This window comes from Tenacibaculum adriaticum, assembly GCF_008124875.1.
Classification (GTDB): Bacteria; Bacteroidota; Bacteroidia; order Flavobacteriales; family Flavobacteriaceae; genus Polaribacter; species Polaribacter adriaticus.
In genome coordinates this window covers 209,077-229,829 of record NZ_VNIA01000002.1, presented here as the reverse complement: position 1 = coordinate 229,829, position 20,753 = coordinate 209,077, and the positions used below count along the sequence as shown (strand labels likewise).

At 30.8% G+C, this 20,753-nt stretch carries 22 protein-coding genes; 10 read left to right on the top strand and 12 right to left on the bottom strand.

The features are described from left to right. Window positions 1–20 precede the first annotated feature (20 nt). Window positions 21–764 carry a class I SAM-dependent DNA methyltransferase gene (locus C7447_RS06550; RefSeq protein ID WP_148869716.1) on the top strand — a complete coding sequence of 248 codons (744 nt, stop codon included), beginning with the start codon at window positions 21–23 and terminating at the stop codon, window positions 762–764. Between the two features lie 45 nt (window positions 765–809). Here the strand turns inward: C7447_RS06550 and C7447_RS06545 are convergent, their stop codons facing one another. Continuing rightward, complete coding sequence (locus tag C7447_RS06545) at window positions 810–1,160, bottom strand: 4Fe-4S dicluster domain-containing protein (RefSeq protein WP_148869715.1); 351 nt, start codon at window positions 1,158–1,160, stop codon at window positions 810–812. 71 nt (window positions 1,161–1,231) lie between these two features. On the opposite strand from C7447_RS06545, the gene C7447_RS06540 reads away from it, so the two are divergent. The 8 genes from C7447_RS06540 to miaA all read left to right on the top strand — a co-directional run bounded on the left by C7447_RS06540 (window position 1,232) and on the right by miaA (window position 9,321). Beyond that, window positions 1,232–2,293, top strand: coding sequence for an acyl-CoA reductase (locus C7447_RS06540; protein WP_148869714.1), 1,062 nt, complete (start codon window positions 1,232–1,234; stop codon window positions 2,291–2,293). A 39-nt stretch (window positions 2,294–2,332) separates the two neighbouring features. Further along, the gene (gene serC / locus C7447_RS06535; protein ID WP_148869713.1) at window positions 2,333–3,397 is read left to right on the top strand and encodes a 3-phosphoserine/phosphohydroxythreonine transaminase; all 1,065 of its coding nucleotides are present in this window, start codon (window positions 2,333–2,335) and stop codon (window positions 3,395–3,397) included. 92 nt (window positions 3,398–3,489) lie between these two features. After that, complete coding sequence (locus tag C7447_RS06530; RefSeq protein ID WP_148869712.1) at window positions 3,490–4,440, top strand: D-2-hydroxyacid dehydrogenase; 951 nt, start codon at window positions 3,490–3,492, stop codon at window positions 4,438–4,440. 7 nt (window positions 4,441–4,447) lie between these two features. Next, window positions 4,448–5,686, top strand: a complete 1,239-nt coding sequence (locus C7447_RS06525) for a DUF1015 domain-containing protein (protein ID WP_148869711.1) — start codon at window positions 4,448–4,450, stop codon at window positions 5,684–5,686. Window positions 5,687–5,712: 26 nt separating this feature from the next. Next, window positions 5,713–6,372 (top strand): YggS family pyridoxal phosphate-dependent enzyme, encoded by a 660-nt coding sequence (locus tag C7447_RS06520; RefSeq protein ID WP_148869710.1) that lies wholly within the window; start codon window positions 5,713–5,715, stop codon window positions 6,370–6,372. A gap of 104 nt (window positions 6,373–6,476) precedes the next feature. Beyond that, a complete protein-coding gene (locus C7447_RS06515) occupies window positions 6,477–7,574 on the top strand; it encodes a 3'-5' exonuclease (protein WP_148869709.1) in 1,098 nt (365 codons plus the stop codon). A gap of 23 nt (window positions 7,575–7,597) precedes the next feature. Beyond that, the gene (locus C7447_RS06510; protein ID WP_394343756.1) at window positions 7,598–8,422 is read left to right on the top strand and encodes an ion transporter; all 825 of its coding nucleotides are present in this window, start codon (window positions 7,598–7,600) and stop codon (window positions 8,420–8,422) included. Beyond that, a complete protein-coding gene (gene miaA, locus C7447_RS06505) occupies window positions 8,422–9,321 on the top strand; it encodes a tRNA (adenosine(37)-N6)-dimethylallyltransferase MiaA (protein ID WP_148869707.1) in 900 nt (299 codons plus the stop codon). Before C7447_RS06510 ends, miaA begins: the two co-directional genes overlap by 1 nt. Here miaA and C7447_RS06500 read toward each other — a convergent pair. Both C7447_RS06500 and C7447_RS06495 read right to left on the bottom strand, forming a co-directional pair. Further along, window positions 9,318–10,781: an AAA family ATPase gene (locus C7447_RS06500; protein ID WP_148870165.1), complete on the bottom strand. Its 1,464-nt coding sequence runs from the start codon at window positions 10,779–10,781 to the stop codon at window positions 9,318–9,320. The two genes, miaA and C7447_RS06500, sit on opposite strands and share 4 nt — an antisense overlap. Window position 10,782: 1 nt before the next feature. Next, on the bottom strand, window positions 10,783–11,910 hold the full coding sequence (locus C7447_RS06495) for a vWA domain-containing protein (RefSeq protein WP_148869706.1): 1,128 nt from the start codon (window positions 11,908–11,910) through the stop codon (window positions 10,783–10,785). Window positions 11,911–12,033: 123 nt separating this feature from the next. Here C7447_RS06495 and C7447_RS06490 point away from each other — a divergent pair, with 123 nt between their 5' ends. Further along, window positions 12,034–12,822, top strand: coding sequence for a DUF1853 family protein (locus C7447_RS06490; RefSeq protein WP_246143032.1), 789 nt, complete (start codon window positions 12,034–12,036; stop codon window positions 12,820–12,822). Here the strand turns inward: C7447_RS06490 and C7447_RS06485 are convergent. The 9 genes from C7447_RS06485 to hisG all read right to left on the bottom strand — a co-directional run bounded on the left by C7447_RS06485 (window position 12,797) and on the right by hisG (window position 20,737). Next, the gene (locus C7447_RS06485) at window positions 12,797–13,720 is read right to left on the bottom strand and encodes an EamA family transporter (protein ID WP_211354903.1); all 924 of its coding nucleotides are present in this window, start codon (window positions 13,718–13,720) and stop codon (window positions 12,797–12,799) included. The two genes, C7447_RS06490 and C7447_RS06485, sit on opposite strands and share 26 nt — an antisense overlap. A gap of 95 nt (window positions 13,721–13,815) precedes the next feature. Beyond that, window positions 13,816–14,400: a bifunctional phosphoribosyl-AMP cyclohydrolase/phosphoribosyl-ATP diphosphatase HisIE gene (hisIE, locus tag C7447_RS06480; RefSeq protein ID WP_148869703.1), complete on the bottom strand. Its 585-nt coding sequence runs from the start codon at window positions 14,398–14,400 to the stop codon at window positions 13,816–13,818. Further along, window positions 14,397–15,149: an imidazole glycerol phosphate synthase subunit HisF gene (hisF, locus tag C7447_RS06475; protein WP_148869702.1), complete on the bottom strand. Its 753-nt coding sequence runs from the start codon at window positions 15,147–15,149 to the stop codon at window positions 14,397–14,399. Before hisF ends, hisIE begins: the two co-directional genes overlap by 4 nt. After that, on the bottom strand, window positions 15,143–15,856 hold the full coding sequence (gene hisA, locus C7447_RS06470; protein ID WP_148869701.1) for a 1-(5-phosphoribosyl)-5-[(5-phosphoribosylamino)methylideneamino]imidazole-4-carboxamide isomerase: 714 nt from the start codon (window positions 15,854–15,856) through the stop codon (window positions 15,143–15,145). The genes hisF and hisA overlap by 7 nt, the downstream gene beginning before the upstream one ends. Next, entirely contained in the window at window positions 15,853–16,434 is a 582-nt protein-coding gene (hisH, locus tag C7447_RS06465; protein ID WP_148869700.1) for an imidazole glycerol phosphate synthase subunit HisH, read from the bottom strand. Before hisH ends, hisA begins: the two co-directional genes overlap by 4 nt. After that, the gene (gene hisB, locus C7447_RS06460) at window positions 16,434–17,573 is read right to left on the bottom strand and encodes a bifunctional histidinol-phosphatase/imidazoleglycerol-phosphate dehydratase HisB (protein ID WP_148869699.1); all 1,140 of its coding nucleotides are present in this window, start codon (window positions 17,571–17,573) and stop codon (window positions 16,434–16,436) included. The genes hisH and hisB overlap by 1 nt, the downstream gene beginning before the upstream one ends. Continuing rightward, window positions 17,570–18,598, bottom strand: a complete 1,029-nt coding sequence (hisC, locus tag C7447_RS06455) for a histidinol-phosphate transaminase (RefSeq protein WP_148869698.1) — start codon at window positions 18,596–18,598, stop codon at window positions 17,570–17,572. Before hisC ends, hisB begins: the two co-directional genes overlap by 4 nt. Beyond that, on the bottom strand, window positions 18,591–19,880 hold the full coding sequence (gene hisD / locus C7447_RS06450) for a histidinol dehydrogenase (protein WP_148869697.1): 1,290 nt from the start codon (window positions 19,878–19,880) through the stop codon (window positions 18,591–18,593). The genes hisC and hisD overlap by 8 nt, the downstream gene beginning before the upstream one ends. Continuing rightward, window positions 19,880–20,737, bottom strand: a complete 858-nt coding sequence (gene hisG, locus C7447_RS06445) for an ATP phosphoribosyltransferase (protein ID WP_148869696.1) — start codon at window positions 20,735–20,737, stop codon at window positions 19,880–19,882. Before hisG ends, hisD begins: the two co-directional genes overlap by 1 nt. Window positions 20,738–20,753 lie beyond the last annotated feature (16 nt).

Sequence of the window (20,753 nt, the reverse complement as noted above, 5' to 3'; positions counted from 1 at the left end):
CTCCTTTAAATTTCAAGATAATGCAAAGTCTCTACTCCAATGGATTTGAACACATATACGATGCTATGTATAAAACCTTTATTAATTATGAGGATGAATATGAGTTTTATTCAAAAATTATTGACGAACATGGTAAAACAAACGTTTTAGAAATTGGTTCAGGCACTGGTAATCTAGCAAAGAAGTTCATTAATTCTCATTTCAATTATACAGGTCTAGATTTAAGTTATGATATGATTGCTTTATCAAAAAGAAAAAATCCTAAAGGTAATTTTATACAAGGAGATATTACCAATTTTAAACTTGAAAACAAAGTAGATTCAGTTATTATTACAGGAAGAACGACAAGCTATCTTTTATCTAACAACAGTGTTTACAAAGCTTTGAATTCAATTTATAAAAATTTAACTTCGGATGGGGTTTTAAGCTTTGATTTTATTGATGCCTCTAGATTTTTTTTAGAAATTAAAGAAGGAAAATTTTTTCAACATAAAGCTACCATAAACGATATGTTTTATAACAGAGAAAGTTATATGAAACCAGACAAACAAGCTGATAATTTTATGTTTAACTGGAATGCTACCTATTTTAAAAATGAAAATGGAACACTAGTTAAGGTAACAGAAGACAACTCTACAGTTAGAGCCTTCACAAAAAATGAGTGGGAAATTTTTTTAGAACTTTGTAATTTTAAATTAATTGAATTTATCGATAGAAAAAGTTATGCTTTCGACACCTATGTTGTTGTAGCACAGAAGAAATAAAAAAATCCCGAGTTAAAAACTCGGGATTTTATCTTTTAATATAAATTAGTCGTTATGCATAAAACGTTGTTTTGCTAACAACTCCTCCTCTGTTTCAACATTATCATCATCAGGAACACAACAATCTACAGGACAAACAGCTGCACATTGTGGTTCTTCGTGAAAACCTTTACATTCTGTACATTTGTCTGCTACGATGTAATAGATTTCATCAGAAATTGGCTCTTGATCTTCATCTGCATTCGCTTTTTTACCGTTTGGTAAAACAATATTTCCGCTTAAATCGGTTCCATCCGAGTATTTCCAATCATCAGCACCTTCATAAATTGCAGTATTTGGGCATTCTGGTTCACATGCACCACAATTTATACATTCATCTGTTATAATAATTGCCATAATTAATCTCTTTCAGTTTTGTAACTTTGCGGATGCAAAAATAAAGCCAAATTAATTTATAACCAATTTAAATGGGTAAAATCCAACATCGCATAGACGCTTTTGTAAAACTAGGTCAATTTTTAAGTCAGTTTTCCAGAGAATCAATAGAGAAAAAAGAAAATATTGAGTTTAACGATTTATTTTTCGACGGATTCAAACATCAGTTAAAAGTAGCAGAAGAGTATAATTCTTGGTTTACCAAAGAGAATTTAATGTTTGCTTGCGAAAATTGGGCTGAAGCTTTATCTGAAGAAAATATTAAAAAATGGATTTCTACAAAATATTTAAATGAAAATGAACCTAAAATAGTTGCTATAATTATGGCTGGAAACATTCCGTTGGTTGGTTTTCATGATTTTTTATCTGTTTTAATTTCAGGACATTCAGTCTTAGTAAAACAATCATCTAACGATAAACACCTCCTTCCCTATTTAGCAAAGTATTTAGAATATGTAAATCCAAATTTTAAAGGAAAAATATCATTTACTGAAGAAAAATTAGAAGGTTTTGATGCTGTAATTGCCACAGGAAGTAACAATACTGCTCGTTATTTTGAGTATTATTTTAAAGGTAAACCGAATATTATAAGAAAAAATAGAAATTCTGTAGCGGTTCTTACGGGGAATGAAACAGAACAAGACTTTGAAAGCTTGAGTGAAGATGTATTTCGATATTTTGGATTAGGTTGTCGTTCAGTTTCAAAATTATTTGTTCCAAGAAATTATGATTTCGATAACTTTTTTCGCGGACTATATAACAAGCAGGAAATTATAAATAATGCTAAATATGCTAATAATTACGATTACAACAAAGCCGTGTATTTAATGAGTGAATTTGATATTCTTGAAAACGGATTTTTAATGATCAAAGAAGATGCAAGTTATGCCTCTCCTATTGCTTCTGTATTTTATGAATATTATGACAATGCTGATGATTTAAAAATCAAGTTATACGAAGATAGAGAACGAATTCAGTGTATAGTCGCTAACAACTTCATCGATAACGAGATAAAATTCGGGCAAACACAACATCCACAATTATGGGACTATGCAGATGGTGTAAATACCTTAAAATTCCTTTCGGAAATATAATAATACCCTACTTTTGTAATTTACCATACTATTCAAAACATGAAGAAACATAATTTTAGCGCAGGTCCATGCATTTTACCTGAAGAAGTTTTACAAAAAGCTTCTGAAGCGATACTTAATTTTAATGATGATGACTTATCATTACTAGAAATTTCTCACCGTAGTAAGCCTTTTGTTGATGTTATGGAAAATGCCAGATGTTTAGCCCTAGAACTTCTTGGCTTAGAAAACAAAGGATATAAAGCACTGTTTTTACATGGTGGGGCTAGCACTCAGTTTTTAATGGTCGCTTATAATTTATTGAATAAAAAAGCAGCTTACTTAAATACAGGAACTTGGAGTAGTAAAGCAATAAAAGAAGCTAAATTATTCGGGGACTCGATTGAGGTGGCTTCTTCTAAAGATAAAGGCTTCTCGTACATTCCTAAAGGTTATGAAATGCCAAAAGGTGTAGATTATTTTCACTGTACAAGTAACAACACCATTTATGGGACGCAAATGAAAAGTTTTCCTAAAACTTCAGTTTCTATGATTTGCGATATGAGCTCTGATATTTTCTCTCGTCAATTAGATTTTTCAAAATTTGATTTGATTTATGCAGGAGCTCAAAAAAATATGGGACCCGCTGGCACGACTTTAGTTGTAATAAAAGAAGATATTTTAGGTAAAGTCGAGAGGCAAATTCCTTCAATGTTAAATTACCAAGTTCATCTAGAAAAAGAAAGTATGTTTAATACACCTCCTGTATTTCCTGTATATGTTTCTATGTTAACATTAGAATGGTTAAAAAAATTAGGTGGTATTGAATTTATAGAGAAAGTAAACAATCAAAAAGCATCCTTGTTGTATACAGAGATTGATAGAAATCCTCTTTTTAAAGGGTATGCAAATAAAGAAGATCGAAGTATTATGAATGCCACTTTTAACTTGGTAGACAATAAACTTCAAGCAACATTCGATACCATGTGGAAAGAAGCACATATAAACGGTTTAAACGGACATCGTTCTGTGGGTGGTTATCGTGCAAGTATGTATAACGCATTACCATTGTATAGTGTTCAAGCGTTGGTAGATGTAATGCAAGAATTAGAAAGAAAAGGGTAAATTTTAACGTCATTAAGAACGAAGTGAAGAAATCTTAATAAAAAAAGATTAGTATGTCATTTCACTCCTCTTAATGACAAGATTATAAATAAATGAAAATATTAGTAAACGATGGAATTTCTCAAAGCGGAATTGATGCTTTGGAAAAAGGAGGATTTGAAGTAATTGCAACAAAAGTTGCTCAAGAGCAATTAGAAAATTTTATAAACGAACATACTATTGATGTACTGTTAGTAAGAAGTACAACGCAAGTTCGTCAAGAATTAATAGATGCTTGTCCAAGCATAAAATTAATTGGACGTGGCGGTGTTGGAATGGATAATATTGATGTTCAATATGCACAAGACCAGGGATTACATGTAATTAATACACCAGATGCATCTTCGAATGCTGTAGCAGAATTAGTTTTTGCCCACTTATTTGGTATGGTACGTTTTTTACATCAATCAAATAGAGAAATGCCTTTAGAAGGCGATCTTTATTTTAAAGATTTAAAGAAAAATTATTCTAAAGGAACTGAATTAAGAGGAAAAACATTAGGGATTATTGGTTTTGGAAATATTGGACGTGAGGTTGCTAAACTAGCTTTAGGTATTGGAATGAAAGTTATTGCTAGTGATGCTGAAGTGAAAAGCGCAATGATTAATATTCCTTTTTTTAACGGACAATCGGTTGCTATTGAAATTGAAACTGAAGCAACTTCCGAAGTATTAAAACAAGCGGATTTTATTACAGTTCATATACCTTATCAAGATGAATATGTTATTGGTAAAAAACAATTCGATAGCATGAAAAAAGGAGTTGGTATTATAAACACTGCACGCGGAGGAATCATAGATGAAGTTGCCTTGGTGAGTGCCATAGAGGAAGAAAAAGTGAAATATGCAGCTTTAGATGTATTTGAAAACGAACCTAATCCTGAAATTCAATTATTAATGAATCCAGAAATTTCATTCACTCCGCATATTGGTGCTACTACTTTAGAGGCACAAGATAGAATTGGACTTGAATTAGCATCTCAAATAATCGCATTACTTTCATAAATAGTATATGGCAATTGTAAAACCTTTTAAAGCGGTACGTCCAACACGTGATAAAGTAGCGTTGGTATCCTCAAAATCATACGATATCTACGCTACCGAAGAGTTAGAATCGAAATTGAAATTTAATCCGTATTCGTTTTTACATATCATTAATCCTGGATATAAATATCATAAACAGGAAATTTCAGATGAACAGCGTTTTAAATTGGTCCATAATAGGTATTTAGAGTTTAAGGAAGATGCTGTTTTCACACAAGATAACAATCCTAGTTTTTACATCTATCAAAAAATAACTACAATAAGTTCTTTCTGCGGTATTATAGCGGCAACTTCGGTTGAAGATTATTATAATAATGTTATTAAAAAACACGAAGGCACTTTACATAAAAGAGAATTATTATTTGAAAACTACTTAAAAAACACTGGTTTTAATGCAGAACCTGTGCTTCTTACCTACCCTGATAATGATGAAATAAAAACCATCATTCAAGAATATAAGCAAAAGAGAGCAGAATATGAGTTTTCTACTACAGATAAAGACTCACATTCTCTTTGGATAGTTAATGATATAGAAGACATTGAAAAAATTATAGCTGTATTTAAAAAAATAAACACGCTGTACATTGCTGATGGTCATCATCGTTCAACTTCTTCGTGTTTATTGGCTGAAAATATAGCTAAACAAAACCCTGAGCATACTGGAAAAGAAAATTACAACTTCTTTATGAGTTATTTACTTCCTGAAAGTCAATTAGATATTTATGAATTTAATCGCTTCATAAAAGATTTAAACGGATTATCTGTAGATGAATTCTTAATTGAATTAGATGCATTCTTTAAAATAGAAAACAAAGGACAGGGATTATACAAACCCAAAGAAAAACATCAGTTTAGCATGTATTTAAATGGAGATTTTTATGCGTTGAGTTTACGAAAATCAGCATATCAATTTACCGATGCTCTAAGTGAATTAGATTCAGAAATCTTACGACAAACTGTTTTAAAACCTATTTTAGGAATTGAGGATATTAGAAATGATTCAAAAATTGTATATTCTCAAAATAAGTCTGATGGTTTAGAATTAAAAACAAAAGTAGATAGTGGTGCTTATAAAGTTTCTTTCGGAATGCTTCCAACAAGTATTAACGAACTAAAAAAAATTGTAGATTCAGGCTTATTGATGCCTCCAAAAACAACATATATAGAACCAAAATTACGCAGTGGATTAACCATTTATGAATTCTAGTGTTGTACAAACAACTATTTAAAACTATGATTACTAATAATCTTAACGATATTAAATCTCAACTTCCAGAAAATGTAACTTTAGTTGCTGTTTCTAAAACTAAACCTATTATTGATATCCAAGAAGCGTATGATGCCGGTCAACGTATTTTTGGAGAAAATAAAATTCAGGAAATGGTTATGAAGTATGATGCTTTGCCAAAAGATATAGAGTGGCATATGATTGGCCATTTGCAACGCAATAAAGTGAAGTATATGGCCCATTTTGTAGATTTAATTCATGGAGTTGATAGTTTTAAAACCTTACAAGAAATAAATAAACAGGCTAAAAAACATAATAGAATTATTAATTGCCTCTTACAAGCCCATATTGCAGAAGAACAAACTAAATTTGGATTGTCTTTTGAGAAAATCAGAGAAATTCTTTCGTCGGAAGTGTTATCAGAATTAAAAAATATAAAAATTGTTGGCTTAATGGGGATGGCCACTTTTACTGATAATGAAAAGCAATTAAAAAAGGAATTTTTATCATTAAACAGTCTTTTTTCAGAATTACAAAAAACAAATGAAGAACTCATTATTTTGTCAATGGGAATGAGTGGTGATTACCAATTAGCTATTGCTTGTGGTAGTAACATGGTGCGAATTGGCAGTTCTATTTTTGGCAGTAGAAATTATATTGCTTAACAAATGTAAAAGCTTCTAGATATAATTTTCATATCTTTGTAGCGAAGAAGAAAAATACCCCCTGTTTTTCATATTTACTTAAAAACAAACAGGCTAATTACTGCATGTACGCGATTTTAGACATCGAAACTACTGGTGGAAAATTTAATGAAGAAGGAATTACAGAAATTGCTATCTACAAATTTGATGGGCACACTGTTATCGATCAATTTATTACTTTAGTAAATCCAGAAAGGGAAATTCAAGAATTTGTTGTTAAACTAACAGGTATAAACAGCAATATGCTTAAGAATGCCCCAAAGTTTCATGAAATTGCTAAACGCATTATAGAAATTACAACAGATTGTATTGTTGTTGCTCATAATGCTGCTTTTGACTACCGTATTTTAAGAACAGAATACAATCGTTTAGGGTATAAATATGAGCGTAATACTCTATGTACTGTTACTTTAAGTAAAAAACTAATTTTAGATCAACCCTCATATAGTTTAGGTAAATTATGCAGAGGTTTGGGTATTCCAACTACTGACAGGCATAGAGCGAATGGAGATGCCATCGCTACTGTTCAACTATTCAAACTTTTATTAGAAAAAGATATTCAAAAAGATATTATTAAAAATACGATCAAATATTCTGATAATAGACATCACAAGAGAAAAATAGTTAAAATATTAGATTCTTTACCTGAAAAAGAAGGTCTCTTTTATATCCATAATGAAGTTGGAAATGTAATTTTTTTAGGAAGAGGTAAGAACATTAAAAAAGAAGTAAATAAACTCTTTTTAAAAGATAGCAGAAAAGCACAAATTATCAATTCAAAAGTTAACTCAGTTAGCTTTGAAGAAACAGGTAATCAACTACTAACAAAACTTAAGTACTATATTGAGTTAGAAAGTTTACGTCCTAAATATAATACTATTAGAAAACGTAAAATGACTGATAGAGATTTCAGTCACGATCATTTAATACTAATTGATAAAGGGCGTATTCCCGAAGAGCATGCAGTTATTTTAATAGAAAATAATGAAGTCGTAGGGTATGCTTATACCAATTTATCTTATCAAGAAAATGAATTACACGTTTTAAAAAACATCATTACTCCTATAGAAAATAAATTGTTAGCTAAAACCATTATTAAAAACTACCTACTCAGTAACACTGTTCAAAGAATAGTAAGGTTTCAAGTAGAAAATAATTTGTAATATTGTTTTTATAAAACTCTATTTTGAACAAAATCCAATTACAAAAAAACTGGAAGGAAAAACTTCATGAGATTATTTATGAGGCTGACACTTTTGCTGGAAAGCTGTTTGATGTCGCTTTATTAATACTCATATTAATAAGTATAGTCTTAGTAATGCTTGAAAGTGTTGGTACTATTGATGAAAAATACCATGATCAGCTTTACATAGCAGAATGGATTGTTACGATTTTATTTTCAATAGAATATGTTTTAAGAATTATTTCTATTAACAAACCAACCAAGTACATTTTCAGTTTTTACGGAATTATTGATTTTTTATCTACTATTCCTATGTATCTGTCTACATTTTTTGTTGGCACACATACTTTAGTAGCCTTTAGAGCTCTTCGATTATTAAGAGTGTTTAGAATTTTAAAATTAGCACGGTATATTGGAGAATCCAATCAACTATTAAAAGCCTTAAAAGCAAGTAGAGCTAAAGTTGCTGTTTTCTTATTTTTTGTTTTGATTCTATGTGTTATTTTGGGCACAATTATGTACTTGGTAGAGGGTGCAGACAATGGATTTACAAGTATTCCTAGAAGTGTTTATTGGGCGATTGTAACTTTAACTACTGTGGGCTATGGAGATATTGCTCCTCATACTCCTTTGGGCCAATTTATAGCAAGTGCAATTATGATTTTAGGTTATGCAATTATTGCAATTCCGACAGGTATTGTAACTTCAGAAATTACAAAAACTGGGGAAATTCATACCAATACACAATCTTGCACTAATTGTGGTTATGAAGGACATAAAGATGATGCTGAATTTTGTTTTCATTGCGGAAATAAACTACACACTTAATGAATACACTTATTACTATTGTTGGTCCAACTGCCATCGGCAAAACAGCCTTGAGTATTAAATTAGCACAGCATTTTAAAAGTGATATTTTATCGTGTGATTCACGTCAGTTCTATAAAGAAATGACAATTGGGACAGCAGTTCCTGATAAAAATGAACTAGCTGCAGCAACACACCATTTTATACAAAATAGAAGTGTTTTTGAAGATTATAATGTAGGAAGTTTTGAAAAAGATGCACTTAAAATCTTAGAGAAACTTTTTCTTGAAAATTCTATTCAAATTATGGTCGGTGGTAGCGGATTGTATGTCGATGCTGTTTTAAAAGGACTCGATTATTTTCCAGATGTTCCTTCAGAAATAAGAGAAAAACTAACCCAAGAATTAGAAATAAAAGGAATTGAATATCTTCAAGAACAACTTAAAGAACTCGATTTAGATGCTTATGAAACCATAGCTATTGAGAATCCACATCGATTAATTCGTGCTCTAGAAATTTGTATCGGTACTGGTAAAACCTATTCTTCTTTCAAAAACAAAGAAAAAGTTCCTCGCAATTTTAAATCCATTAAAATTGGTTTAAATGCAGATCGCGAGATAATTTACGATCGAATAAACCGAAGAGTAGATATTATGATGAAAAATGGCTTGTTAGAAGAAGCAAAAGCATTATATCCACATAAAGAATTAAATGCACTTCAAACGGTTGGTTACCGTGAGTTATTCGAGTATTTTGATGGAAACTGTACGCTAGATTTTGCTATTTCAGAAATCAAAAAAAATAGTAGGAGATTTGCAAAACGACAACTAACTTGGTTTCGTAAAGACCCAGAAATTGTATGGTTTGATTACAAGGATGATGTTTCAGAAATTATAAAAAAGATAGCTGAATTATCTTAAATACCTCTTATATAATTAGCTAACGGATCGTTAAATTGAAATCCTTTTGTAAAACGTTCTTTGTTTAATACTTTTAATTCTACTAAAGACCATAAAATAAGCTCTTTTAAGAAGTATATGTCTTTTTCTGTGTATTCTGAGTAGTATTTTTTTATTAAGTTGTTTAAAGGTTTAATTTCATCTAATTGGTTTTGAAAATAACCATCATCCATGTCATCTAGCAACTCTACAGCATCTTGTTTGTAAAACCACTGAGCAATTTCATCGTATGGAGATATATCTTCCGCTTTCTTTAGCTTTTTAACTTCAGGGAAATTTTCTAAGAAAATAGATTTAATAGCATTTCCAATCAATATCTGTGCTACAGCAGAAGCTCCCTCCTGCTCACCTTCATAGACCAATTCAACTTTTCCTGTAATGGCCGGAATCGTTCCTAAAAAATCTAACAAACGTACACTCGTTGATTCATCGCCAGTTAGCATACTTCTACGTTCTGCGGTACTTAACAAGTTTTCGAAAACTGAAATGCTCATTCGTGCACTCACACCACTTTTAGTATCTATAAATTCACTTTTACGCGCCTCAAAACTAATTTGTTCTACCAAACGTTTTGCAAGTTCAGGAACATAAATAGTTGCTTTCTGACTTTCTAATAAATTAGCTTCTTGATTCGTTATTTTTTGTGCAATAGCTACATTTTCAGGATAATGTGTTAATATTTGTGAACCAATTCTATCTTTTAACGGTGTTACAATACTTCCTCTATTAGTGTAATCTTCAGGATTTGCGGTGAATACAAACTGAATATCTAAAGGTAGTCGTAACTTAAATCCTCTAATTTGAATATCACCTTCTTGTAAAATATTAAATAACGAAACTTGAATACGTGCCTGTAAGTCTGGAATTTCATTAATCACGAATATGCAACTGTTAGCTCTAGGAATCATTCCAAAATGAATAACCCGATCATCAGCATAACTTAATTTTAAATTTGCTGCTTTTATAGGATCCACATCACCAATTAAATCAGCTACTGTAACGTCTGGGGTTGCTAATTTTTCAAAGAAACGATCATTTCTATGCAACCAAGTTATAGGGGTTTTATCTCCTTTCTCCTTAATTAATTCTTTTGCATAACGAGACAAAGGTTGAAAAGGATCGTCGTTAATTTCTGAGCCTTTAACTATTGGAATATATTCATCTAACAAGTTAACCATTAAGCGTGCTAAACGTGTTTTTGCTTGTCCTCGTAAACCTAATAAATTAATATTATGACGTGATAAAATAGCGGTTTCTAATTCTGGAATTACCGTGTTTTCATATCCCCAAACACCTTCGAAAACAGTTTTATTATTTTTTAATTTTTCAATTAAATTATTTCTCAATTCATCTTTAATAGAAATTGATTGATATCCTGCTGCTTTTAACTCGCCTAATGTTGTTATTGCTGAATAATTCATATTATATTCCTCTAATTCTTTTCTTTCTATTTTGTTCGTAATCTTCAAAAATCATTTCTCCTAGCCCTTTTAAACCTGTATAAAATGCTTTTCCTTGGTTTGCTTTGGTAAAATGTTCTACGAATCGCATTAAATACGGGTCTTGAGCAATCATAAATGTTGTAATTGGTATGTGTAGTTTTCTGGCTTGACTCGCCATATTGTAACATTTTTCAACAATATAACTATCTAATCCATTACTATTTTTATAATACGTTCCGTCAGGGAGTCGAAGACAGCTTGGTTTACCGTCTGTAATCATAAAAATTTGTTTATTTGTATTTCGCTTTCGTCTCAATAAATCTAATGCTAATTGTAATCCTGCAACGGTATTTGTATGGTAAGGACCTACTTTTAAATACGGTAATTCTTGAATAGATATTGGCCATGCATCATTCCCAAAAACAAGAATATCTATTGTATCCTTCGGATAACGTGTTGTGATTAATTCTGCCAACGCCATCGCTACTTTTTTGGCAGGTGTAATTCGATCTTCTCCATATAAAATCATACTATGACTAATATCGATCATTAAAACCGTACTCATTTGTGCTTTAAAATTAGTTTCTTCAACGACCAAATCACTTTCATTCAATATAAAATCACCTATTCCATGTTGAATTTGCGCATTTTTAATGCTTTCTGTCATTGAAATCTTATCAAGGGCATCTCCAAAATGATAGTTTCTAAACTCACCTGTATGTTCATCTCCTCTACCTATTTGCTTTGTTCTATGACTACCTGCTCTACTCTTTTTTAAATTTCCAAAAATTTGATTTAACGCTTTCTGACGAATGGCTTGTTCTGTTTTAGGAGTAATTTTTAATTTCCCTCCTCCATTAGGATTATCAATTTCCTCTCGTAAATACCCTTTCTTTTTTAAATCTTCTAAAAAATCATCTAAAGTGTATTCATCGGTAGTTAAATTATACTCTCTATCTAATTGTTGTAACCACTCGAAAGCTTCGTCAAAATCGCCCGAAGTATAGGTAATTAATTCTTTAAAAATATCAAACAATTTATCAAAAGGCAACTGATTTGGTGCCTCATAGTTTTTAAATCGTAATCCTTTTTTAAACTCGTAATTCATCTTCTAAAAATACAATAATTATTGTCTAAAAACTAATTTTAACACAAAGCGGAGTTAATTTTTCTTATTCAGATTTATTATGTTTTCTTTGCTATACTATGGGTAAATTCAAAATCACTACAATTGCAATATCAAGGGTTTTTAAAAACCCCTTTTTTATGGCGTTCGAATAGAATCAATAATTTGCAACAGTTTGATTTACAAATAACTTACAGCACTTCATTTAACTTAAAAATTGAAGGTAATCCTCGTTTAGAAAAACTGGTAGAACGGTTTGTTTCCAATCAATTAGAGCAAGATAAAGCTATTAAAATTTTAGCGGAAAATATTCAAGTTCAAGATCATAAAATTACCCTTGGAGAACTTGATTGTTTATTATTAAAAAATGGAATTCCAATTCATTTAGAAATCATTTACAAATTCTACTTATACGATCCTAAAGCTGGAAATTCTGAAATTGAACATTGGATTGGTCCAAACCGACGTGATAGTTTTGTACAAAAAATAAACAAACTGAAAGAAAAGCAACTACCACTGCTCTATCATTCTCTAACTAAACCAATTCTAAACCAGTTAAAATTGTCTGTTAAAGACATAAAACAGCAAGTGTATTTTAAAGCGCAATTATTTGTTCCTTTAAAAGACTTCGGAAAAGAATTTGATCTTATAAATAACGATTGCATCAAAGGTTTTTACATTACAGTAAAGGAATTAAATCAGTTTTCTGATTGTAAATTTTACATTCCTACAAAACACAATTGGCTTGTAGAACCTCATGTTTCGATAGATTGGTTGAGTCTTGAAAACTTTACTTCAAAACTTACCCCTTTTATAGAAAATGAAAGCTCACCTTTATGTTGGTTAAAAAAGCCAAATGGAGAACTTATTAAATTTTTTGTGGTTTGGTGGTAACTTTCAGTTTTGAGATTTTTTTCCTTGAAGTGATAAAATAAACGCCTGTTAATAAAATTACAGATGCAATAATAGATTGTAACGTTAATTTCTCATCCAATACATACCAACCTAAAAACAATGCTATTACCGGGTTTACATACGCAGAAGTAGCCACTTTTTCTGTTGAAACAGCTTTTAATAAATAGTTGAATGCAGTAAAAGCTACAATACTTCCAAAAAGAATAAGTAATAACATAGAAGTTTGAGTTTTTACTGACCAATTTAAAGGAGACGACCATGTTTCTTTTAAAAGTAAGCTAAAAACAGTTAAAAGTACACCTGCTATTAACATTTGATAGCCAGTACTAACTAGATGATTTTTAGGTAAATTGGCTTTTGAGACAAATACACTACCATAACTCCAACTTAGTACACTACTAAAAATCATAAAAATCCCTAAAATACTTCCTTCTGAAGTTGAAATTTCTTTTTGACTTACTAGCAAATACATTCCAAAAACACCTAAACATACTCCAATAATCGATTTTTTTTGCATTCTTTTTCCATCTATCAAGCGCATTAAAAACAGTACAAATAAGGGTTGTGTAGCTGCTAAAAGAGCTCCAAAACCGCTATCAACATATTTTAAAGCCCACACAAAAATTCCGTTTCCATACACTAGAAAAAGAAAACCTGCTATGATAGAGTTTACAAACTGATTTTTAGTTATCGTTAGAGATTTACCCATAACTTTTGCTATTACCATAATTAAAATTCCGGCAATGAAAAAACGTATAGAAGCTAGTAATAAAGGAGATATTTCTGTTACCGCAACTTTATTCAACAAATAAGTAGATCCCCAAATTACATAAATTGAAAAAAATGCAATAACAATTAGTAGTTTAGATTTTCTCATAATAATTTATTTTTAGGGTTCTTTGTTTAGTAAAAAAATAACCGATAAGAAACAATTTATGTTACCTATCGATTTTTAAACAAATATAACTAAAGTTACTTTCTTTCTTTTAAAACTTCTTCTATTTCTGAGAATGAAAACCCTTTGGCTTTTAATAAAATTAAATAGTGATATAATAGGTCTGCAGCTTCATCTTTAAATAGATTATCATTATCATCTTTAGCTTCAATCACTAACTCTACAGCCTCTTCTCCTACTTTTTGCGCTACTTTATTTATTCCTCTTTTATACAGTTGATTTGTATAGGATCCTTCTACATTATCATCAATTCGATTAGAAATGGTTTTTTCTAATTCGTACACAAAGCCTTTCGGAGTTTCTTCTGCAAAACAAGAAGTAGTCCCTTTATGGCAAGTATTTCCTTCTGGTTTCACTTTAATTAAAATAGTGTCATTATCACAATCTACCAGAATTTCTTTTACCCATAAAAAATTACCACTCTCCTCTCCTTTCGTCCATAGTCTGTTTTTACTTCTGCTAAAAAAAGTAACTTTTTCTTCTAACTGTGTTTTAGCTAAAGCATCTTCATTCATATAACCAAGCATCAATACTTGTAAAGTCGCTTCGTTTTGAATAATTACGGGTATTAAGCCGTCTGATTTATTAAAATCTATATTCATCGTATAGCTATGTTTTCTGTTTTTAAATAATCTTTTAATATTGGAACTGGAATTTCTCCAAAATGAAAAATACTTGCTGCTAAACCTCCGCTTGCTGCTGTTTTTGTAAAAACATCTGAAAAATGTTCTTTTTTTCCAGCACCACCCGAAGCAATTACAGGGATATTCACCAATTTACTTACTTCATTTGTAATATCTAAAGCAAAACCTGCTTTAGTGCCATCGTTATTCATAGAAGTTAACAAAATTTCTCCTGCTCCTAATTCTTCAATTTTTTTTGCCCAATCTGTTGTTAGTAGAGAGGTTTCTTCTCTTCCTCCTTTTACAAATACTTTCCATTCATTGTTAACAAACTTGCTATCAATAGCTACTACCACACATTGACTTCCGAATTCATTTGCTAATTCAGAAATTAACGCTGGTCTTTTTACCACGGATGAATTAACACTTACTTTATCTGCACCCGCCTTTATTAAAGCTGAAACATCTTTTACTGAATTAATGCCACCACCAACAGTAAATGGAATATTGATTTCTCTAGCTACTTTTTCAACTAAATTAATTAATGTTTTTCGGTTTTCTATCGTAGCTGTAATATCAAGAAACACCAATTCGTCCGCACCTTGTTCTGCATATAGTTTAGCTAATTCAACAGGATCACCAGCATCAATAATATCAATGAAATTAACACCTTTAACCGTTCTTCCTTCTTTAATATCTAAACAGGGTATTATTCTCTTTTTTAGCATAATTTTTGTAATTCTTTTAAGGGGATTTTACCTTCATAAATAGCTTTTCCAAGAATTGCACCTTCACAACCTATTTCTTTTAAAAGTTGTAGATCTCTAATGGAAGAAACTCCTCCACTAGCTATTAAATTAATAGCTGTAATTTTAATAATCTCTTTATACAATACATTCGAAGTACCTTGTAGCATCCCATCTTTAGCTACATCTGTACAAATTACATTTTTAACACCTTTTTCTTCGTAATCAATAATAAAATCAACCACATCTGCTAGAGATGTTTGCAACCATCCGTTGGTTGCTATTTTACGATCTTTACAATCTGCACCTAAAATAATTTTTTCAGCTCCGTATTTTTCTATCCAATTAATGAAAGTTTCTGGATTTTTAACAGCAATACTTCCTCCTGTTATTTGTGAAGCTCCACTGCTAAAAGCTATTTCTAAATCTTGATCTGACTTTAAACCACCTCCAAAATCTATTTTTAGACTGGTTTTAGTTGCGATTTGCTCTAAAATTTTATGATTTACGATGTTTTTAGACTTTGCTCCATCTAGATCAACTAAATGTAAAAATTGAATTCCATTGTCTTCAAATTGTTTGGCAACTTCTAACGGATTTTCATTATATATTTTTTTGGTGCTGTACTCACCTTTGGTTAAACGAACACATTTACCTTCTATAATATCTATTGCTGGTATTATTCTCATAATTCTAAAAAGTTTTTCAGGATTTTCTCACCTATACTTGCTGATTTTTCTGGATGAAACTGCGTTGCATAAAAATTATCTTTTTGCATCGCTGCACTAAATGGTAAAATGTAATTACAAATAGCTAATGTTTGCTCACAAATTTCTGCATAATAACTGTGTACATAATACACGTCATCTTCATCATTTATGTTTTTAAATAAACTTCCGCTTACACTATCAAAATTATTCCACCCCATGTGTGGAACCTTTTCTTCAGGTGGAAATAATTTAACTTTCGAATCAAAAATACCTAAGCATTCCGTTTTATTTTCTTCAGATGACCTACACATTAATTGTAATCCTAAACAAATGCCTAAAACAGGTTGTTTGAGTGAACAAATAACTACATCTAGACCTTTTTCTTTAATATATTTCATTGCCGAACTCGCTTCACCTACACCTGGGAAAATAACTTTATCTGCTTTTTTAATTTCTTCAGTATTATCTGTTATTATACTCTCAAAACCTAAGCGTTTTATTGCATTTTGTACTGAGCGAATATTACCTGCATTGTATTTAATAATTGCTATTTTCATTATAACATTCCTTTTGTTGAAGGTAAAATCATTTTTTCTGTGTCCCTTTTATTGGCTGCTTTTATAGCTTTAGCAAAGGCTTTAAAAATCGCTTCAATTTTGTGGTGTTCATTGATCCCTTCTGCTTTAATATTTAAATTACATCGTGCTCCATCTGTAAATGATTTAAAGAAATGCATAAACATTTCCGTTGGCATTTTACCAATCATTTCTCGTTTAAAATCAGCTTCCCAAACCAGCCAATTTCGTCCACCAAAATCAATAGCTACTTGTGCTAAACAATCATCCATAGGTAAACAAAATCCATAACGCTCAATACCTAATTTGTTTCCCAATGCTTGATTAAAAACTTCGCCTAAAGCTATTGCTGTGTCTTCAATGGTATGATGTTCGTCTACTTCTAGATCTCCTTTTACTATAATATCTAAGTCTAACTGACCGTGGCGTGCAATTTGCTCTAACATATGATCGAAGAAAGCAATGCCTGTATCTATTCTGTTTTTACCAGTTCCGTCTAAATTCAAATCAATTTTGATGTTCGTTTCATTGGTTTTTCTTTCTATGGAAGCTGTTCTGTCTTTTAATTTTAAAAACTCGTAAATATCTTTCCAATCACAAGTTTCTAAAGAAATAAAGAAATTTAATTCCTCTTTCTTTACAGTAATTTCATCATCTCCCGCGTCACTTTCATTAACTATGTAAATACCTTTACTATCTAAGTTTTTAGCCAATTCTATATCCGTTAACCTGTCTCCAATTACAAATGAGTTTTTTAAGTCGTATTCTTCTGAAAAATATTGCGTTAACAAACCTGTATTTGGTTTTCTTGTTAGCGCGTTGTCTTTTGCAAAGGTTCTATCTATACATTGCTCTTTGAACTCAATTCCTTCATTTTTGAATGCTTGTAAAATGAAGTTTTGAACTGGCCAAAAAGTATTTTCTGGAAAACTCTTGGTCCCTAATCCGTCTTGATTCGTTACCATAACCAATTCGTAATCTAATTCATTTACTATTTTACTGAGATATTGAAATACTTTTGGATAAAACGCTAGCTTTTCAAAACTATCTAATTGAAAATCAATTGGTGGCTCTAAAACCAACGTTCCGTCTCTATCTATAAATAATACTTTTTGTTTCATAATGTGTTTTGTAGCGCGTTAATTAATTTTTCGTTTTCTTGAAGAGTACCTACCGTAATACGAATGCAGTTTTTAACCTGTATATTTCGATTTCTAACAATGATTTTTTCATCAATCAGATAATTATATACATCATTGGCATTATCAACTTCAACTAATAAAAAATTAGCATCAGACGGGTAAATTTTATTAACAACTTTTACAGTGGCAAGTCGCTCTCTTAATCGATCTCTTTCTCTAAGAATTATTTCTATGTTCTTTTTAACTTCTTTTTTATTTTCTAATAATTTTGATACCGCTTGCTGATTTAAAATACTCACATTATACGGAGGTTTCACTCGATTGTATAGATTGATAATTTCTACATTTGTGTAAGCTATTCCTATTCTAACTCCCGCTAATCCCCAAGCTTTACTAAAAGTTTGACTTACAATTAAGTTATTATATTTATTTATCTTTTTGATGAAAGATTCTTTTGAGCTAAAATCAATATAAGCTTCATCTATAATTACAATTCCCTTAAAATTTTGAAGGATAAACTCTATTTCTGTCGTATTTATACTATTTCCTGTCGGGTTATTAGGAGAACAAATAAAAATTATTTTCAGTTTTTCATCTTTTAAAAATGGCTTTAAACGCTCAATATCAATCTGGAAATCTCTAATTAAAGGTTGTTTAATCAATTCTATGTTATTAATATTTGCTGAAACATCATACATCCCATAAGTTGGTGAAAAGGTTAAAGCTTTGTCTTTTCCTGGTTCACAAAATATTCTAAAAGCCAAATCAATAACTTCATCACTTCCGTTTCCAATAAAAATTTGATTGGTTTTTACCTTCTTCAATTCAGAAAGCTTTTCTTTAATGAGTTTTTGTTGTGGATCTGGATATCGATTCAACTTACCAAAAGGATTTTCATTTGCATCTAAAAAAACATCAGCACTTCCTTTAAATTCATCTCTTGCCGATGCATATGGTTTTAAATGCCAAATATTTTTACGTACAATATTTTTTAAATTAATCATTTTGTAAGGTTTTTAATCGGATAGTTACAGCATTTTTGTGAGCTTGTAAACCTTCTGCTTCCGCCATAACTTCAATCGCATTCCCTATATTTATAATTCCCGTTTTAGATAATTTTTGAAAAGTTACTTTCTTTACAAAACTATCTAAAGAAACACCACTATAATTCTTTGCATATCCATACGTTGGTAACGTGTGATTGGTTCCAGAAGCATAATCTCCTGCACTTTCGCAACTATAATTCCCAAGAAAAACAGATCCTGCATTCATAATTCTAGAAACATAATTTTCAGCAGTTTCTGAAGCTATGATTAAGTGTTCTGGAGCATATTTATTACTAAATTCAATGCATTTTTCTATAGAATCTAAAACAATTGCGCTACTGTTCTCTAAGGCTTTCGAAGCAATTTCCTTTCTTGGTAATTCTTGAAGTTGTTTATCTACTTCTTCTAAAACTTCTGTAACAATATTTTTATCATCAGAAAGTAAAATTACCTGGCTATCTGCTCCATGTTCTGCTTGCGATAATAAATCCGCAGCCACAAAACTTGGATTACACGTTTTATCAGCAATTACTAACACTTCACTTGGGCCGGCAGGCATATCTATAGCTATTCCTTGTTGTTGAATTAACTCTTTCGCCTTCGTTACAAATTGATTACCAGGACCAAATATTTTATAAACTTGCGGAATTGTTTCTGTTCCGTATCCCATAGCAGCAATAGCTTGTGCTCCTCCTACTTTATAAATTTTAGTAACACCTACCAAATTAGCAGTATATAAAATAGCTGGATTTATAGTTCCGTCTTTGCTTGGAGGTGTACACAAGATAATTTCTTTACATCCTGCAATATTTGCAGGTTCTCCCAACATTAAAATTGTTGAAAATAAAGGCGCAGAACCTCCAGGAATATATAAACCCACTTTTTCAATAGCAATACTTTTTCGCCAACATTTAACTCCTTGTGTCGTCTCAATCTCCTTTTCTTCTATCTTTTGTGAAGCGTGGAAAATATTAATGTTTTTTTGGGCTAATTGAATCGAATTTTTTAGTTCTTCTGAAACTAACGCTATTCCATCATTAATTTCTTCTTCAGAAACCTGAATATTTGATAAAATAACATTATCAAGCAATTGAGTATATTTATATAAAGCCTCGTCTTTATTCCTTTTTACATCGTCAAGAATAATCGCTACAGATTCATTTAAACGATTAGTATCAATTTGTGCACGTTTACAAAGTGATTCCCATTCCGCTTTCGGTGGATAATTATAAGTTTTCATTATTGGATCATATTTTCGATTGGACATACTAAAATACCTTCAGCTCCTGCTAATTTGAGTTCATCTATAATTTCCCAAAAATCATTTTTATTAATTACAGAATGTAAAGAGCTCCACCCTGATTCTGCTAAGGGTAAAATCGTAGGACTTTTAATTCCTGGGAGTATTTTAATAATATTATCAATTTTAGTGTTTGGAGCATTTAACAACACGTATTTGTTTTCTCTTCCTGATAAAACGGATTGTAATCGGAATTGAACTTTATTTAAAATAGCTTGATTTTCTTTTGAAATTTTAGGAGATTTTACTAAAACCGCTTCCGATTTTAAGAGCACTTCAATTTCTTTTAGATTATTTTTAAATAAGGTACTACCACTTGAAACGATATCACAAATAGCATCTGCTAAACCTATGTTTGGTGCAATTTCAACCGAACCATTAATCATGTGAAGATTTGCAGAAATATTTACCTGTTTTAAGAATTTCTCAACAGTATTTGGGTAGGAAGTTGCAATTCTTTTTCCTTCTAAATCTTGTAAGCATTTTGCTGATGAACCCTTCGGAACCGCTATCGAAACTCTACATTTAGAAAACCCTAATTTTTCTACAACAGAAATACTGTTTCCTTTTTCAACCAACACGTTCTCGCCAATAATAGCGACATCAACGACTCCATCTCTTAAATACTGTGGAATATCTCCGTTTCGAAGAAAGAATACTTCTAACGGAAAGTTTCGAGCAGAAGCTTTTAGCTGATCTTTACCATTATCGATAGAAATTCCGATGGCTTTTAAAAGACTTAAAGAATCTTCATTAAGTCTGCCTGATTTTTGTACTGCTAGTTTTAGTTTACTCATTTTTGTTTGTATTGTT

Excerpts from the sequence above, each read along its gene's own strand:
- C7447_RS06550 (WP_148869716.1), top strand. The coding sequence starts at position 21 with ATGCAAAGTCTCTACTCCAATGGATTTGAACACATATACGATGCTATG.
- C7447_RS06545 (WP_148869715.1), bottom strand. The coding sequence starts at position 1,160 with ATGGCAATTATTATAACAGATGAATGTATAAATTGTGGTGCATGTGAA.
- C7447_RS06540 (WP_148869714.1), top strand. The coding sequence starts at position 1,232 with ATGGGTAAAATCCAACATCGCATAGACGCTTTTGTAAAACTAGGTCAA.
- serC (WP_148869713.1), top strand. The coding sequence starts at position 2,333 with ATGAAGAAACATAATTTTAGCGCAGGTCCATGCATTTTACCTGAAGAA.
- C7447_RS06530 (WP_148869712.1), top strand. The coding sequence starts at position 3,490 with ATGAAAATATTAGTAAACGATGGAATTTCTCAAAGCGGAATTGATGCT.
- C7447_RS06525 (WP_148869711.1), top strand. The coding sequence starts at position 4,448 with ATGGCAATTGTAAAACCTTTTAAAGCGGTACGTCCAACACGTGATAAA.
- C7447_RS06520 (WP_148869710.1), top strand. The coding sequence starts at position 5,713 with ATGATTACTAATAATCTTAACGATATTAAATCTCAACTTCCAGAAAAT.
- C7447_RS06515 (WP_148869709.1), top strand. The coding sequence starts at position 6,477 with ATGTACGCGATTTTAGACATCGAAACTACTGGTGGAAAATTTAATGAA.
- miaA (WP_148869707.1), top strand. The coding sequence starts at position 8,422 with ATGAATACACTTATTACTATTGTTGGTCCAACTGCCATCGGCAAAACA.
- C7447_RS06500 (WP_148870165.1), bottom strand. The coding sequence starts at position 10,781 with ATGAATTATTCAGCAATAACAACATTAGGCGAGTTAAAAGCAGCAGGA.
- C7447_RS06495 (WP_148869706.1), bottom strand. The coding sequence starts at position 11,910 with ATGAATTACGAGTTTAAAAAAGGATTACGATTTAAAAACTATGAGGCA.
- C7447_RS06485 (WP_211354903.1), bottom strand. The coding sequence starts at position 13,720 with ATGAGAAAATCTAAACTACTAATTGTTATTGCATTTTTTTCAATTTAT.
- hisIE (WP_148869703.1), bottom strand. The coding sequence starts at position 14,400 with ATGAATATAGATTTTAATAAATCAGACGGCTTAATACCCGTAATTATT.
- hisF (WP_148869702.1), bottom strand. The coding sequence starts at position 15,149 with ATGCTAAAAAAGAGAATAATACCCTGTTTAGATATTAAAGAAGGAAGA.
- hisA (WP_148869701.1), bottom strand. The coding sequence starts at position 15,856 with ATGAGAATAATACCAGCAATAGATATTATAGAAGGTAAATGTGTTCGT.
- hisH (WP_148869700.1), bottom strand. The coding sequence starts at position 16,434 with ATGAAAATAGCAATTATTAAATACAATGCAGGTAATATTCGCTCAGTA.
- hisB (WP_148869699.1), bottom strand. The coding sequence starts at position 17,573 with ATGAAACAAAAAGTATTATTTATAGATAGAGACGGAACGTTGGTTTTA.
- hisC (WP_148869698.1), bottom strand. The coding sequence starts at position 18,598 with ATGATTAATTTAAAAAATATTGTACGTAAAAATATTTGGCATTTAAAA.
- hisD (WP_148869697.1), bottom strand. The coding sequence starts at position 19,880 with ATGAAAACTTATAATTATCCACCGAAAGCGGAATGGGAATCACTTTGT.
- hisG (WP_148869696.1), bottom strand. The coding sequence starts at position 20,737 with ATGAGTAAACTAAAACTAGCAGTACAAAAATCAGGCAGACTTAATGAA.